General features: G+C 73.0%; 12 protein-coding genes. 10 read left to right on the forward strand and 2 right to left on the reverse strand.

Features of this window, described 5'->3' with window-relative positions; translation table 11 throughout:
* Window positions 1-27 precede the first annotated feature (27 nt).
* The 6 genes from J2S41_RS12920 to J2S41_RS12945 all read left to right on the forward strand — a co-directional run bounded on the left by J2S41_RS12920 (window position 28) and on the right by J2S41_RS12945 (window position 7786).
* Window positions 28-1095, forward strand: a complete 1068-nt coding sequence (locus J2S41_RS12920) for an ABC transporter ATP-binding protein (RefSeq protein WP_310367197.1) — start codon at window positions 28-30, stop codon at window positions 1093-1095.
* Window positions 1092-2072: an ABC transporter permease gene (locus J2S41_RS12925; protein WP_310367200.1), complete on the forward strand. Its 981-nt coding sequence runs from the start codon at window positions 1092-1094 to the stop codon at window positions 2070-2072. The genes J2S41_RS12920 and J2S41_RS12925 overlap by 4 nt, the downstream gene beginning before the upstream one ends.
* A gap of 4 nt (window positions 2073-2076) precedes the next feature.
* Window positions 2077-3126 carry an ABC transporter permease gene (locus J2S41_RS12930; protein WP_310367203.1) on the forward strand — a complete coding sequence of 350 codons (1050 nt, stop codon included), beginning with the start codon at window positions 2077-2079 and terminating at the stop codon, window positions 3124-3126.
* Window positions 3127-3188: 62 nt separating this feature from the next.
* Window positions 3189-4187, forward strand: a complete 999-nt coding sequence (locus tag J2S41_RS12935; RefSeq protein ID WP_310376360.1) for an ABC transporter ATP-binding protein — start codon at window positions 3189-3191, stop codon at window positions 4185-4187.
* Window positions 4188-4375: 188 nt separating this feature from the next.
* Window positions 4376-6649: a penicillin acylase family protein gene (locus tag J2S41_RS12940; RefSeq protein ID WP_310367206.1), complete on the forward strand. Its 2274-nt coding sequence runs from the start codon at window positions 4376-4378 to the stop codon at window positions 6647-6649.
* Window positions 6650-6841: 192 nt separating this feature from the next.
* Window positions 6842-7786, forward strand: coding sequence for a hypothetical protein (locus tag J2S41_RS12945; RefSeq protein ID WP_310367209.1), 945 nt, complete (start codon window positions 6842-6844; stop codon window positions 7784-7786).
* A gap of 16 nt (window positions 7787-7802) precedes the next feature.
* Here the strand turns inward: J2S41_RS12945 and J2S41_RS12950 are convergent, their stop codons facing one another.
* Both J2S41_RS12950 and J2S41_RS12955 read right to left on the reverse strand, forming a co-directional pair.
* Window positions 7803-8201: an ester cyclase gene (locus tag J2S41_RS12950; protein ID WP_310367212.1), complete on the reverse strand. Its 399-nt coding sequence runs from the start codon at window positions 8199-8201 to the stop codon at window positions 7803-7805.
* Between the two features lie 52 nt (window positions 8202-8253).
* Window positions 8254-9441 carry an ROK family transcriptional regulator gene (locus J2S41_RS12955; protein WP_310367214.1) on the reverse strand — a complete coding sequence of 396 codons (1188 nt, stop codon included), beginning with the start codon at window positions 9439-9441 and terminating at the stop codon, window positions 8254-8256.
* 293 nt (window positions 9442-9734) lie between these two features.
* Here J2S41_RS12955 and J2S41_RS12960 point away from each other — a divergent pair, with 293 nt between their 5' ends.
* From J2S41_RS12960 to J2S41_RS12975, 4 genes are read left to right on the forward strand one after another with little or no spacing between them, the layout of a single operon-like run.
* Complete coding sequence (locus J2S41_RS12960; RefSeq protein WP_310367216.1) at window positions 9735-10835, forward strand: sugar phosphate isomerase/epimerase family protein; 1101 nt, start codon at window positions 9735-9737, stop codon at window positions 10833-10835.
* A 17-nt stretch (window positions 10836-10852) separates the two neighbouring features.
* Window positions 10853-12037 (forward strand): ROK family transcriptional regulator, encoded by a 1185-nt coding sequence (locus J2S41_RS12965; protein ID WP_374728128.1) that lies wholly within the window; start codon window positions 10853-10855, stop codon window positions 12035-12037.
* A complete protein-coding gene (locus J2S41_RS12970; RefSeq protein ID WP_374728129.1) occupies window positions 12037-13683 on the forward strand; it encodes a sugar ABC transporter ATP-binding protein in 1647 nt (548 codons plus the stop codon). The genes J2S41_RS12965 and J2S41_RS12970 overlap by 1 nt, the downstream gene beginning before the upstream one ends.
* Window positions 13680-14735, forward strand: coding sequence for an ABC transporter permease (locus J2S41_RS12975; RefSeq protein WP_310367220.1), 1056 nt, complete (start codon window positions 13680-13682; stop codon window positions 14733-14735). Before J2S41_RS12970 ends, J2S41_RS12975 begins: the two co-directional genes overlap by 4 nt.
* The last annotated feature ends 69 nt before the right edge of the window (window positions 14736-14804 follow it).

Genomic DNA, 14804 nt, shown 5'->3' on the forward strand with positions numbered 1-14804 from the left:
ACGGCACCACATGTTGAGGAGCCCGGCATGACGCTGAGCGACACCTCGGCGGCGCGCACCGGTGAAGCGGTGCTGGCGGCCGAGGGACTGACCAAACACTTCCCGGTGCGACGAGGCCTCGCCGACCTGCTCGCCCGCAGGTCACGCGTGGTGCACGCGGTGGACGACGTGACGCTCACGCTGCGCCGCGGCCGGGTGACCGCGCTCGTCGGCGAGTCCGGTTCCGGCAAGTCCACCGTGGCCCGCCTGCTCTCCCAGCTCTACTCCCGCACGTCCGGCGACATCCGGCTGCACGGCCGGATCAGCACCGTCCGGGGCGGCCGGGCCTTCCGCGCGTACGCCCGGCGGGTTCAAATGATCTTCCAGGACCCGTTCGCGTCGCTGAACCCGGTGCACACGATCCGGTACCACCTCACCCGCGCGCTGCGCATCCACGGCAACGGCGGCCGCTCCCGCGCGGAACTGGAGCAGGCGCTGCACGCGCTGCTCACCCGGGTCAGCCTCACGCCGCCGGAACGCTACCTGGACAAGTTCCCGCACGAGCTCTCCGGCGGCCAGCGGCAGCGCGTGGCGATCGCCCGCGCGCTCGGCGCCGACCCGGAGGTGCTGCTCGCCGACGAGCCCGTCTCCATGCTGGACGTCTCCATCCGGCTCGGCGTGCTCAACCTGCTGCGCGACCTGAAGGAGCGCCTGCACCTGGCGATCCTCTACATCACGCACGACATCGCGTCGGCCCGCTACTTCGCCGACGAGACGCTGGTCATGTACGCGGGCCGGATGGTCGAGGGCGGCGACAGCGAGACCGTCACCCAGCGGCCGGCCCACCCGTACACCCGGCTGCTGATCGAGTCGGCGCCGGACCCGGACACCATCCAGGGCTCCGCGCAAGCGGCGGCCGAGCACACGCCGGAGGACCGGGCCGGTGGCGAACCGCCGAGCCTGATCGCGCCGCCGACCGGCTGCCGGTTCCACCCGCGCTGCCCGGCCGTCATGCCGCGCTGCTCGGTGGAGCTGCCGCCGCGGCTGACCGTGGGCGACGCGGACGGCCACTGGGCCGCGTGCTGGCTCTACGCCCCGGACGAGGTGGGCAAGTGAAGAACATCCTGCAACGCGTGGCGTTCTACCTGTTCACCGCGTGGGCCGCGATAACCCTGAACTTCTTCATCCCGCGGCTCATCCCGGGCGACCCGGTCCGCTCGATGATCTCCCGCTACCAGGGTCAGCTCAACGCGGACGCGATCCAGTCGCTGTACATCCTGTTCGGCCTGGACGAGCAGAAGTCGCTCTGGCAGCAGTACCTGGACTACTGGGCGCAGCTGTTCCGCGGCGACCTCGGCCTGTCGTTCACGTTCTTCCCCGCGCCGGTCTCCCAGGTGATCGGCGACAGCATCGGCTGGACCGTGGCGCTGGTCGGCATCACCACCGTGATCAGCTTCGCGATCGGCACGCTGCTCGGCGTGCTGGCCGGCTGGCGGCGCGGCTCCTGGGTCGACGGCCTGCTGCCGGCCACCACGTTCCTCTCCTCGATCCCGTACTTCTGGCTGGGCCTGATCGCGATCACGCTGCTCGCCGGGCCGGGCAGCTTCTTCCCGTCGTCCGGCGGCTACGAGCCCGGCCTCGTCCCGGCGTGGGACCAGTGGTTCATCGGCAGCGCGCTGCAGCACAGCATCCTGCCCGCGTTCACGATCCTGATCTCGTCGGTCTCCGGCTGGATCCTGTCGATGCGCAACATGATGGTCACCGTCGCGGCCGAGGACTACATCACGGTGGCGCACGCCAAGGGGCTGCCGGAGCGCCGGGTGGCGCTCGCCTACGCGGCCCGCAACGCGCTGCTGCCGAACGTGTCCGGCTTCGCGCTGTCGCTGGGCTTCATCGTCGGCGGCACGCTGCTCGTCGAGATCGTCTTCTCGTACCCCGGCCTGGGTTTCCAGCTGTTCCAGGCGGTCGGCGCGAAGGACTATCCGCTGATGCAGGGCGTGTTCCTGGTGATCACGCTGTCCGTGCTGGCCGCGAACCTGCTGGCCGACCTGGCCTACCTCGCACTCGACCCGCGTACCAGAAGGGAGGGCTGACGTCATGACCACCCCTACCGCGGTAGCGGTCACCCCCGCGAAGCGTCAGAGCTTCCGGTTCATCGCGAACCGCAAGGCCGCCACCGGCGTCGTCATCGTCGGCTTCTTCGTGCTGCTGGCGATCATCGGGCCGTGGATCGCGCCGTACGACGCGTCCGCGCGCTCCGCCGACCTGCTGCAACCGCCGTCGAGCGCGCACTGGTTCGGCACCACCCACCTCGGGCAGGACGTGTTCAGCCAGATCCTGGTCGGCACGCGCGGCGTGGTCTTCGTCGGCTTCCTGGCCGGCGCGATCGCCACCGTGCTGTCCGTGGTGGTCGGCGTCACCGCCGGCTACCTCGGCGGGACCGCGGACGACTCGCTCTCCGCGCTGTCCAACGTCTTCCTGGTCATCCCGGCGCTGCCGCTGATCATCATCATCACGTCGCTGCTGGAGCGCAGCACCGACCTGATGATCGCGCTGGTCATCGGCCTCACCTCGTGGGCCTGGAACGCGCGCGTGCTGCGCGCCCAGACGCTGTCGCTGCGCCGCCGCGACTACGTGGAGGCCGCGCGCGCCACCGGCGAGTCCACCTGGCGGGTGATCTTCTTCGAGATCCTGCCGAACCTCACCGCGATCATCGCGTCCGGTTTCGTCGGCACCGTGATCTTCGCGGTGATGTCCGAGATCACGCTCGCGTTCATCGGCATCACCACGGTGTCCGAGTGGAACTGGGGCACGATCCTGTTCTGGGCGCAGGGCCAGCAGGCGCTCGCGTCCGGCGCCTGGTGGTGGTTCGTGCCGGCCGGCCTCGCGATCGCGATCCTCGGCACCGCGCTGTCGCTGGTCAACTTCGGCATCGACGAGTTCGTCAGCCCTCGGCTCCGGTCCGCCGGGAAGAGCAAGATCAAGACCGCGACCGGCGCCACGGTACGCATGCGGGTCGGCTTCACGCCGGTGCTGCGCACCACGCCGCTCGGCGAGACGCCGGTGTCGCCGCACCGCCCGGCCGTACCGCTGGAGCAGGTGCCGCCGGCCGCCCATGCATCGCTCGGAGAGAAGGAGCCGGCGTGATCGAGGCACTCGGAGACGTGCAGTCCGCACCCGCGGCCCGGTCCCCGCGCCGGCGCGAGCCGGTGCTGGAGATCCGCAACCTGAACGTGGACTACGGCCTCGGCGACGACGCGGTGCACGCGGTGCGCGAGGTGCACCTGACGCTGCACCGCGGCGAGGTGCTCGGGCTCGCGGGGGAGAGCGGCAGCGGCAAGTCCACGCTCGCCTACGGCGCCACCCGGCTGCTCCCGCCGCCCGGCGTGATCTCGGGCGGGCAGGTCATCTACCACCCGCGGGACGGCGACCCGTACGACGTGCTCGCGCTCACGCCGAAGCAGCTCCGCGCGTTCCGGTGGGCGGAGACGTCCATCGTGTTCCAGGGCGCGATGAACTCGCTCAACCCGGTGCACAAGGTGTGGGTGCAGCTCACCGACGTGATCCGCGCGCACACGCCCGGCCTGTCCCGGCCCGCGCAGGTGGCCCGCGCCCGCGAGCTGCTCGGCCTGGTCGGCATCGCGGCGGACCGGCTGGAGGCGTACCCGCACCAGCTCTCCGGCGGCATGCGGCAGCGCGTCATGATCGCCATGGCGCTGGCGCTGGAGCCGCAGGTCGTGATCATGGACGAGCCGACCACCGCGCTCGACGTGGTCATGCAGCGGCAGATCCTGCGCCAGCTCGTCCACCTGCGCGAACGGCTCGGCTTCTCGGTGCTGTTCATCACGCACGACCTGTCGCTGCTGGTCGAGTTCAGCGACCGGATCGCCATCATGTACGGCGGCCGGATCGTGGAGGAGGCGCCGTCGGGCGCGCTCTACCGCGACTCGCTCCACCCGTACAGCCACGGGCTGCTCAACTCGTTCCCGGCGCTGCGCGGCGAGAAGCGCGAGCTGTCCGGCATCCCCGGGTCGCCGCCGGACCTGCGGGCCATGCCGAGCGGCTGCTCGTTCCACCCGCGCTGCCCGAAGCGGTTCGAGCCGTGCGACACGCACGTGCCGCCGCTCGGCCCGCCGCCGGACGTCCCGGACGCGGCGACCCGCACGGTCGCCTGCTGGCTGCACCCGACTGCCGCCCCGGTCGGGTGACCCGCCGGGCCCGCGTGCTCCCGCACGGCACGCGGGCCCGGCCTACGTCTATATCATCCATCGACAAGTATCAGCGGCGTTTCGTGCCGTACCGCCGGGGTGTTTCTCAGGGTTTCTCCCGGGCATCGATCTTCGTGCGCTCTGGTCATAATGGACGGCGGCCGATCGGTGACACGGAGGGACCCCGCATGCTCGGACGACGGACGGCACGGTCGGTGGTGGCGGTCGCCACCGCGTCCGCGCTGGTGATGACCGCGCTCCCCGCGGTGGCGGGCGGCTCGGGGGCCGTGCTGCGGCGCACCGGGTTCGGCGTCCCGCACGTGCTCGCCGGCTCCTACCACGCGGCCGGCGTCGGCGCGGGCTACGCGTTCGCCGAGGACAACCTGTGCCTGCTCGCCCAGGAGATCGTCACGCTCGACGGCGAGCGGGCGCGCTGGTTCGGGCCCGGTGACGGCAACCTCGAGGCCGACCTCTACCACCGGTGGATCAACCAGACCGGCGTGGTCGAGGCGGCGCTGGCGTCCCGCACCGGCCCGTCCCGCAACGCGCGCGACCTGGCCCGCGGCTACGCCGACGGCTACAACCGCTACCTGGCCGAGACCGGCGTGGACGCGCTGCCCGAGTCGGCCTGCACCGGCGCCGGCTGGGTGCGCCCGATCACCGAGCTGGACATCTGGCGGCGCGTGCTGCAGATCGCGGACATGGGCGGCGCCGAGGGCGTCACCGACCTGATCGCGGCCGCGCAGCCGCCCGGCACGCCGGCCGTCGCGTCCCGCACCGCCCCGACCGGCCTGCCCGACGTGCTCGGCGGCGGCATCGGCAGCAACGCGGTCGGCCTCGGCGCGGACGCCACCACCGGCCGCACCGGCATGCTGCTGGCCAACCCGCACTTCCCGTGGCAGGGCTCGCGCCGCTTCCACCAGGTGCACATCACCATCCCCGGCGAGCTGAACGTCTCCGGGGTCTCGCTGCCCGGCCTGCCCGGCGTGGCGATCGGTCACACCGACCGGGTCGCCTGGACGCACACGGTCTCCACCGCGGTCACCGTCACGCTGCACCGGCTCGCGCTCACCCCCGGCGACCCCACGCGGTACGTGGTGGACGGCCAGACCCGCGCGCTGCGCCGCGACCCGGTCACCGTCACCGTGCGGCAGGACGACGGCACGCTCACCACGGTCACGCAGCCGGTGTGGAGCACGCCGGACGGCCCGATCGTCGCGGTCCCCGGCGCGCTGCCCTGGGACACCGCGCAGGCGTTCCAGCTGCGCAGCGCGAACGCGGGCAACCTCCGCACGGTCGACCAGTGGATCGGCATGGCCAAGGCGCGCGACGTGCGGCAGCTCCGCGACGTCCAGGCCCGCCTGCTCGCCTCGCCGTGGGTGAACACCACCGCGGCCGACGTCACCGGCACCGCGTTCTACGGCGACCTCCAGGTCGTCCCGCACGTGACGAACGCGCAGGAGGAGCGCTGCGGCCTCGGCGACCTCGACGGCATCCCGGTGCTCGACGGCTCCCGCGGCGACTGCGCCTGGGGCACCGACGCGGACGCGCCGGTGCCCGGCCTGTTCGGCGCCGGCAACCTGCCCACGCTGTTCCGCCGCGACGTCGTCAGCAACATGAACGACAGCCCGTGGCTGGCCAACCCGGCCGCGCCGCTCACCGGCTACCCCGCGATCGTGGGGAGCGTGGGGACCGAGCGGTCGTACCGGACGCGGATGGGCCTTCAGCTGATCGCGGAGGGGATCGCGGACTCCGGCTTCACGCTCCCCGAACTGCAGGCCATGCAGCTGAACAACCGGAACCTCACGGCCGAGCGCGGCCTGCCGTCCGTGCGGTCCTGGTGCGACTCCGCCGCGCCCGCGCCGTCCGCGCCCGCGTCCGACGGCCGCGCGGTCGACCTCACCGCGGCCTGTGCCGCGCTGGCCGGGTGGAACGGCCGCGGCGACCTGGACGCCCGCGGTGCCGCGCTGTGGCGGGTGTTCGTGCTCCGGTTGCGTACCAGCCCGTGGACCGTCCCGTTCGACCCGGCCGACCCGGTCGGCACGCCGCGCGGCTTCGACGCCACCCGGCCCGGCGTGATCACCGCGCTCGCGGACGCGGTGCGGGCGTTCGCCGCGGCCGGCGTCCCGGTCGACGTGCGCCTCGGCGACGCGCAGCGGTACGAGGGCATCGGCGTGCACGGCTGCGACGGCCGCGAGGGCTGCTTCAACGTCATCACCGCGGACGTCACCCGGCCGGCGACCGGCGTCCAGCACGGGTCGAGCTTCATCATGGCGACCGAACTGACCCGCTCCGGCCCGCGCACCCGCACGCTGCTCACGTACGGCCAGTCCGCGAACCCGACCTCCCCGCACCACACCGACCAGACCCTGCTCTACGTCGACAAGGAGTGGGTCACGGAGCGCTTCACCGAGCGGGAGATCGCCTCCGACCCGCACCTCACGGTCCGCCACCTGCCCTGATCGCCGCCCGTCCCGGTGGGCCGGTCAGCGCAGCCGGATCAGGCCCGCGGGGGTCGGGGTGAAGCCGCAGCCGCGGTAGAAGGCGTCCAGGTGGGGGTCGTAGTCGACGTGGAGCCAGGTGGGCCGCCGGGAACCGTCCGGCGTGGCCGGTCGTCGAAGTCGGCGGATGGGCGGGACGAGCGGGAGGTATTCGTGCGGACACGGATCGCGGCCGGCACGGCGGTGCTGGCGATCATGTCGATGGGCGCGTGCGCGTCGCCGGGGGAGCGGGCGGGCGGTGGGCAGCCGAGTCCGGCGGCGTCGCTCGGGTCCTCGTGGGAGTCGTGCGCCGCGGCCGGCGCGCCGCGGCCGATCCCGCCGGAGCGGGGATCGGGCATGATCCCGCCGATCAACTCGGACCAGGGCGGCGGGCCGCGGCTGCCGGAGGACTTCACGCCGGTCGCGGTGACCGTGTGCGACGGCGAGGAGCGGCGCGGCGACGACCCGGCCGCGGTCGCGGCGCTCGCGGCGGCGCTGCGGCTGCCCGACCTGCCGGGTACGGCGGAGGCGTGCACGCTGGAGGCGCTGATCCTGCCCTGGTTCGTGCTGCACGACGCGAACGGCGCCTGGATCCGCCCCGGCGTTCCGTTCGACGAGTGCCGCAAGCCGCGCCGCGAGGTGCTGGACGCGCTGGACCCGTTCCGGGGCGGGCCGCCGGCGATCCCGCCCGGTTCGGCGCTGTCCGTGCGCACCGGCTGCTCCGACACGCACGCCGACATGATCGCGGTGACGTCCGGCCGGGGCACGGACGCGGAGCCCGCCGGGCCGCCCGCCGCCGACGCGGACCTGCGGCTCTGCCTGTACCAGGTGGACGAGTCCGAACTGGGCAGCGGCAAGCCGGCGGGCACGCTGCGGGCCGGCGCGGTGCTCACCGCGCAGGCCTGGTCCGCGGTGCGCGCCGCGTTCCCGCCCGCCGCGAAGGCCGCGCCGTGCACCGCGCGGTCGACGTCGTTCGCGCTGCTGCAGCCCGTGTCCGGGGCCGGCCCGGCGACCTACGTGGAGCTGTCCGGCTGCGGCCGCACCATGCGCGACGGCGCCGGCCTCGCCGCCGGCGACCCGCGGCTGACCGCGGCGATCGAGCAGGCCGCGACGGGCTAGGGCATCGGGCCCGAGGTCAGGAGATCTGCCGCATCAGGGTGATCATGTCGGGGGCGACCCACTCCTCCGCGATCAGGTCGCCCTCGATGCGGTAGATCTCCACGCTGGTGAACTCGATCGGCCGGTGCGTCGCGCCGATGCCCTGGAACGGCCCGCCGTGCGTGCCGCGGAACCGGACCCGCAGCGCGACCTGATCGCCCTGCTCGATCGCGTCCTCGACGGTGATGCTCAGGTCCGGGAACGCGGCCAGCATCTGCCGCACCCCGACCGCCCAGGCGTCCCGGCCGTGCAACGGCTCCGGCACGCCGGGCAGGTGCGCGATGAAATTCTCGGTCAGCAAGTGCGCGGCGGCGTCCGCGCCGTCCCGGGTCAGCGTGTCGAACGCGCGGGCGAGCAGCGTGCCATTGGGTCCCATCGGCCGATTGTGCGGTGCGCGCGCCGGGTTGTCCACGACGGACGGTGCGCCCTCACGCGTCCGGGGCGGTCAGGAAGTGGTCGCTGATCATGCGGGTGGCGCCGAGGTAGGCCGCGTCCGCGCCGAGTTCGGACAGCACGACCGGCATGTCGCCGGTGGCCAGCGGCAGGGACGAGCGGTAGACGACGCCGCGGATCTCGGCCAGCAGCGCGTGGCCCATGCCGGCCAGGCCGCCGCCGATCACGATCATGCCGGGGTTGAAGAAGCTGACCAGCCCGGCGAGGACCTGGCCGACGCGGCGGCCGCCGTCGCGTACCAGTGTCATGGCGAACTGGTCGCCCGCGGCCAGCGCGTCCGCGACGTCACGCGCGGTGAGCGTGCCGGCCGAGGCGAGCCGCATGGCGAGGATGTCCGAGCGGCCGGAGCGCGCGGCGGCGGTGGCGTCGCGGGCCAGCGCGGCGCCGCCGAAGTGCGCCTCGAGGCAGCCGGTGTTGCCGCAGACGCACAGCGGTGGCGGGCCGCCGGACATGACCGCGGTGTGCCCGATGTCGCCGGCGCAGCCGTTGGCGCCGCGGTAGACCGTGCCGCCGACCACGATGCCCGCGCCGATGCCCGCGCCGATCTTGACGAACAGGAAGTCGTCGAACGGGCGCGCGATGCCGGCGTGCTTCTCGCCCAGCGCCATCAGGTTGACGTCGTTGTCGACCAGCACCGGGCAGTCCAGCTCCGCGGCGAGGTGGTCGCGGACCGGGTGCCGGTCCCAGCCGGGCAGGAACGGCGGGGACACGGGTACGCCGTGCGCGAAGCTGACCGGCCCCGGGATGCCGACGCCCGCGCCGCACAGGAAGCCGCCCGCCTCGGCGCGCACCTTCACGGCCAGCTCGACCGCGCGGCCGAGCACGGCGGACGGGCCGCGGCGCAGGTCGACCTGCTCGGTCACGCGCGCCACCGGGCGCAGTGCGCCGTCGGTGAGCGTCACCTCGAGCGAGGTGGCGCCGAGCGCGATGCTCAGGAAGCGCATGCCGGCCGCCAGGCGGACGATCGACGATCGCCGGCCGCCCCGGGACGCGGCCGGTTCGCCGCCCTCGATCAGTCCGCGGTCCGCGAGGCGGGTGACCTCGACGGCGGCCTTGGACCGGGACAGGCCGACCGCGTCCCCGAGCTCGGCCCGGGAACGCTCGCCGTCGTCGCGGAGCAGCCGGAGGAGTCGCGCCTGGTGCGGGTTCTCCGGACCGTCCACGTGGTCACCCCACTTTCGATTGGGCGGAGACAAAGATACCGCTAAGTCAACGGAAAGTTGTGTTGGTAAGGGTCTTTCTTTTCCTGTGACGGCGCGCTAACTTTCCGGGCAGGACGTAACACGGACGACACACGGGAGCGCCGGAACAGCCTCGGCGCCCGCACCACCCATGGGTCCACAGTCGGCGTTCGGCGGCGCTCGACCCGCACACCCAGCCCTTCCTTCCACGCGTACGACGTGACCCGACCTCGGCTCGGGCGATGCCCCCTGCCGTTCTCGAGAGGTGAAGAAGCATGGACGAGGTGCAGCAGAGCCGTACGAACCCGACCCGGCGCCGGATCCTCGGCGCGTCCGCGGCGGCCGCCGCCGTGATCGGCGGGGCCGGCGGCTCCGTGCTGGCGACCGGCAGCCCCGCGCTCGCCGGAGGGAACCGGCGCGGCCGGCTGCGGGCGGAGCCGCTGATCCCGGCCCGCAACCGCGGCATCATCCTGTACAGCGTGCGCGACCGGATCACGGCCGCGCCGGACGACAGCGGCGTGCCGTACGGCTTCGAGCGCGTGCTCGCCCGGCTGGCCGAGCTCGGCTACAAGGAGATCGAGTTCGCCGGCTACCACCAGCACGAGTCGATCCTGGGCCGGCAGATCACGCCGCAGGAGATCCGCAAGATCCTCGACGACAACGGCCTGGTCGCGAACGGCACGCACACGCAGATCAACGCGGCCACGTTCACGCAGCAGATGGACATCGCGCAGACGCTCGGCATGCGGAACATCGGCACCGGCGCGGACCCGACGAACAGCTCCTACACCAAGGACTGGGACGCGGCCGCCGACCTGTGGAACGAGCTGGGCCGTCAGGCCGCCCGCCGCGGGCTGCGCCTCTACACGCACAACCACGACTCGGCGTACGGGTTCCTGCTCGACGCCGGCCCGAAGGACGCGAACGGCAACCCCACGCGCTCCACCGGCCGGCGCAAGCTGGAGTACTTCTTCGAGAAGACCGATCCGCGGCACGTCTTCTTCGAGATGGACATCTACTGGGCGTACGTGGCCCGGCACAAGCACCACACGTTCGTCGACGCGCGCGGCACCGAGCGGCGCAGCCTCTTCGACCCGATCATCACGGTCGCGGAGCGCACCACCCGCTTCCCGCTGTTCCACGCGAAGGACGGCGTCAAGGACAGCACCAGGCCGGACGGGTACGTGATGGTGCCGCTCGGCCTCGGCGCGATCAACTTCCAGCAGTTCTTCCAGACGATCGGTGAGCCGGACTTCCACCACGCCAACTGGGAGGACGACACCGCCCCCGGTGGCGCCGCGAATCCCGGCCGGTCGCTGCAGTACGCGGACATCAGCTACGACAACATGTCCGAGCTGACGATCTACAAGCGCTGAACGTCGAAGAGGGTGGAGTGACAGTGCGACCCGACGAGGCCCTGCACCTGCGGTTGCTGCGGCTGCTGCGCGACCACGGCGCGATCTCCCGCGCCGAACTCGCGGACCGGCTGCGCATCCCGCGTCCCCGGCTGCTCACGGAGCTGGACCGGCTCGCCGCCGCCGGCTTCGTCAGCGAGGCCGGCATGGCCGCGTCCCGGGGCGGGCGCCGCTCCACCCTCGTCGAGCTGCACCCGCGGCTGCGGTTCGCCGCGGTCGACCTGGGCGCCAGTTCGATCGACATCGAGGTGGTCAACGGGCGGCTGGAGCCGGTCGCGGCGTACGCGGAGGCCGCCGACATCCGCTCCGGGCCGAGGGCGATCCTGCAGCGCGTCAACGAACTGCTGGCCAAGGCGAGGACCGACGGCGTGTACGAGCGGCTGGACGCGATCGGCATCGGCGTGCCCGGCCCGGTCAGCTACCGCGACGGCGTGCCGGTCTCCCCGCCCATCATGCCGGGCTGGGACCGCTACCCGGTGCGGGAGCTGCTGGCCCGCGAGCACGGCTGCCCGGCCGTGGTGGACAACGACGTGAACATCATGGCGCTGGGCGAGCGGCACGGCGGCGTCGCGCACAGCATCGACGACTTCCTGTACGTGAAGATCGGCACCGGGATCGGCTGCGGCATCTTCCTCTCCGGCGAGGTCTACCGCGGTACGGACGGATGCGCCGGCGACATCGGGCACATCATGGCCGAGCCGCACGGCCCGGTCTGTTCCTGCGGCAACTCCGGCTGCCTGGAGGCGCTGTTCAGCGGCGCCGCGCTGGCCCGGGACGCGCTCGCCGCCGGCCGGTCCGGCGCCTCGCCCGCGCTGGCCGAGCGGCTGGCCACGTCCGGCACGCTCTCCGCGCGGGACGTGGGGCTGGCCGCGGCCGAGGGCGACATCACCAGCATCGGGCTGATCCGCGACGGCGGCCGGCGAGTCGGTTCCGTGCTCGCCGGGCTGGTCAGCTTCGCGAACCCCTCCATGATCGTGATCGGCGGCGGCCTGGCCCAGCTCGGGCACGTGCTGCTCGCCGAGATCCGCAGCGTGGTGTACCGCCGCTCGCTGCCGCTCGCCACCGGGAACCTGCCGGTGGTGCTGTCCGAGCTGGCCTCTCGCGCGGGCGTCACCGGTGCCGCCGTGCTGGCCAGCGACGTCGCGTTCGAACAGGCTTCGTGATGGGCGATCAGGTGACCGAATTCCCGAAGAGCGGCGCGGATGACTCCGTGATCCTGCGACTGACCGATGTCGTCAAGACGTTCCCCGGCGTGCGCGCGCTGGACGGGGTGCAGCTCGAGGTGCGCGCGGGCGAGGTGCACTGCCTGCTCGGGCAGAACGGCGCCGGCAAGTCCACGCTGATCAAGGTGCTGTCCGGCGCGCACCGCCCGGACAGCGGGCACATCGAGTGGCTCGGCAAGCCCGCCGAGTTCGCGAACCCACAGGCCGCGATGCGCGCCGGGATCGCCACCATCTACCAGGAGCTGGACCTGGTGGACGGGCTGTCGGTGGCGGAGAACGCGTTCCTCGGGCACGAGCCGCGCCGCCTCGGGTTCGTCCGCCGCGGTGAGACGGCCCGCCGTACCACCGAGATCCTGCGCCGGCTCGGGCACGCGGAGATCCCGGCGCGCCGCCCGGTGCACCGGCTGCCGTCGGCCGGCAAGCAGATCGTCAGCATGGCGCGCGCGCTCTCCCACGACGCCCGGCTGATCATCATGGACGAGCCGAGCGCGGTGCTGGCGCACGACGAGGTCGGCAACCTGTTCCGGATCATCCGCGAGCTGACCGCGGCCGGCATCGCGGTCGTCTACATCTCGCACCGGATGGAGGAGATCCGCGAGATCGGCGACCGGGTCACCGTGCTCAAGGACGGCCGCACCACCGCGGCCGGCCTGCCCGCCCGCGAGACGCCCACCCGCGACCTGGTCACCCGGATGACCGGCCGGACCATCGAGTACGTCTTCCCGGACCGGCCCGCGCCGGTGACCGGCGCGGCGCCGCTGCTGGAGGTGCGCGGGCTGACCCGGCACGGCGAGTTCGCGGACGTGTCGCTGACCGTGCGCCCCGGCGAGATCGTCGGCATCGCGGGCCTGGTCGGCTCCGGCCGCTCCGAGCTGCTGGAGACCATCTTCGGCGCGCGCCGCGCGGAGGCCGGCACGGTCACCCTGGACGGGCGCCGGCTGCGGCCGGGCAGCGTCGGCGCGGCGGTCCGGGCCGGCGTCGGCATGGCGCCGGAGGAGCGCAAGAGCCAGGCACTGCTGCTCGACGAGCCGATCTACCGCAACGTGACGCTGGCCGGGTTCGGCCGCTTCGCCGCCGCCGGGTTCACCCGGGCCGGGCGCGAGGCCGCCTCGGCCCGCGCGGTCGCCGAGCGCCTCGACCTGCGGCCGCCGGACGTGCGCCGCCCGGTCCGCCAGCTCTCCGGCGGCAACCAGCAGAAGGTCGTGGTCGGCCGCTGGCTGGTCGGCACCGGCCCGCGCAACGGCGGCCCCGGTCAGGACCACGACCGCTTCGGGGGTACGCCGACGCGCCTGCTCCTGCTGGACGAGCCCACCCGCGGCGTGGACGTGGGCGCGCGCTCCGACCTCTACCAGCTGATCCGCGACCTGGCCACGGCCGGGCTCGGCGTGCTGCTGGTCTCCAGCGAGGTGCCGGAGGTGCTCGGTCTCGCCGACCGGGTGCTGATCATGCGCGAGGGCAGCGTGATCCACGAGGCGCCCGGCGGCGAGCTGGACGAGGAAGCGGTACTGGACATGATCATGGCGGGCTCGCTCACCACCGAGACGCTCGCGGCCGAGACGGACACCACCGAGGGGGAGGCGGCATGAAGGCCACGACGACGGCGGATCCGGGCACGCGCCCGGCCGCTACCAGGGACGGCGGCGACGTGCTGCGCCGCTGGTGGAGCAGCGAGGGCAACGAGTTCGCCGGGCGCAACCTCGCGCTGATCGGCGTGCTCGTGGTGCTGGTCGCGCTGGGCGTGCTGACCCGGCCGGACCTCTACGGCGACCCGGAGTGGGTGCGCAACAACATCTTCACCATCCTCCAGCAGGCGTCCGCGATCGGCGTGGTCACGGTCGGCATGACCTTCGTGATCATCGGCGGCGGCATCGACCTGTCGGTCGGCGCGATCATGGCACTGGCCGGTGTCTGGGCCACCACGGTCGCCACCCAGAGCTACGGCGCGGGCGGCATGATCTTCACGGCGATCGCGGTCGGCGTCGGCACCGGCGTGGTCAACGGGCTGCTCATCTCGTACGGCCGGCTGGTGCCGTTCATCGCCACGCTGGCCATGATGGTCGCGGCCCGCGGCCTGGCCGCCTCGATCTCCGGCAAGCAGACGCAGATCTCGCAGAACGCCACGATCAACGGCATCGCGTCGACCGAGGTGCTCGGCGTACCGCTGCTGGTGATCATCCTTGCCGTGGTGGTCGCGGCCGGCTGGGTGCTGCTCAACCGCACCACGTTCGGCCGGCGCACGGTCGCGGTCGGCGGCAACCCGGAGGCGGCCCGGCTCGCCGGCATCAACGTCCGGTGGCACACGCTGCTGCTCTACGCGCTGTCCGGCCTCTGCTGCGGCATCGGCGCGCTGATGCTGACCGCGCAGGCGAACTCCGCGCAGGCGGCCATGGGCAACCTGTACGAGCTGGACGCGATCGCCGCGGCGATCATCGGTGGCACGCTGCTCTCCGGCGGCCGCGGCACCATCGTCGGCGCCCTCTTCGGGGTGCTGGTGTTCTCCACGATCACGAACCTGTTCGCGATCAACAACCTCTCCACCGAGTCGCAGAACATGATCAAGGGCGGCATCATCGTGGCCGCCGTGCTGATCCAGCAGTTCCGCTTCGGCTCGCTGACCCGACTGTTCTCCCGCGGCTGACGTCGACGAGCACATTGGCGGCCGTCGATGTTGCGACGGCGGCCGGGCACCGCACATTCTGAATCCACG

It is taken from the genome of Catenuloplanes atrovinosus (genome assembly GCF_031458235.1).
In the GTDB taxonomy this organism is placed as follows: domain Bacteria; phylum Actinomycetota; class Actinomycetes; order Mycobacteriales; family Micromonosporaceae; genus Catenuloplanes; species Catenuloplanes atrovinosus.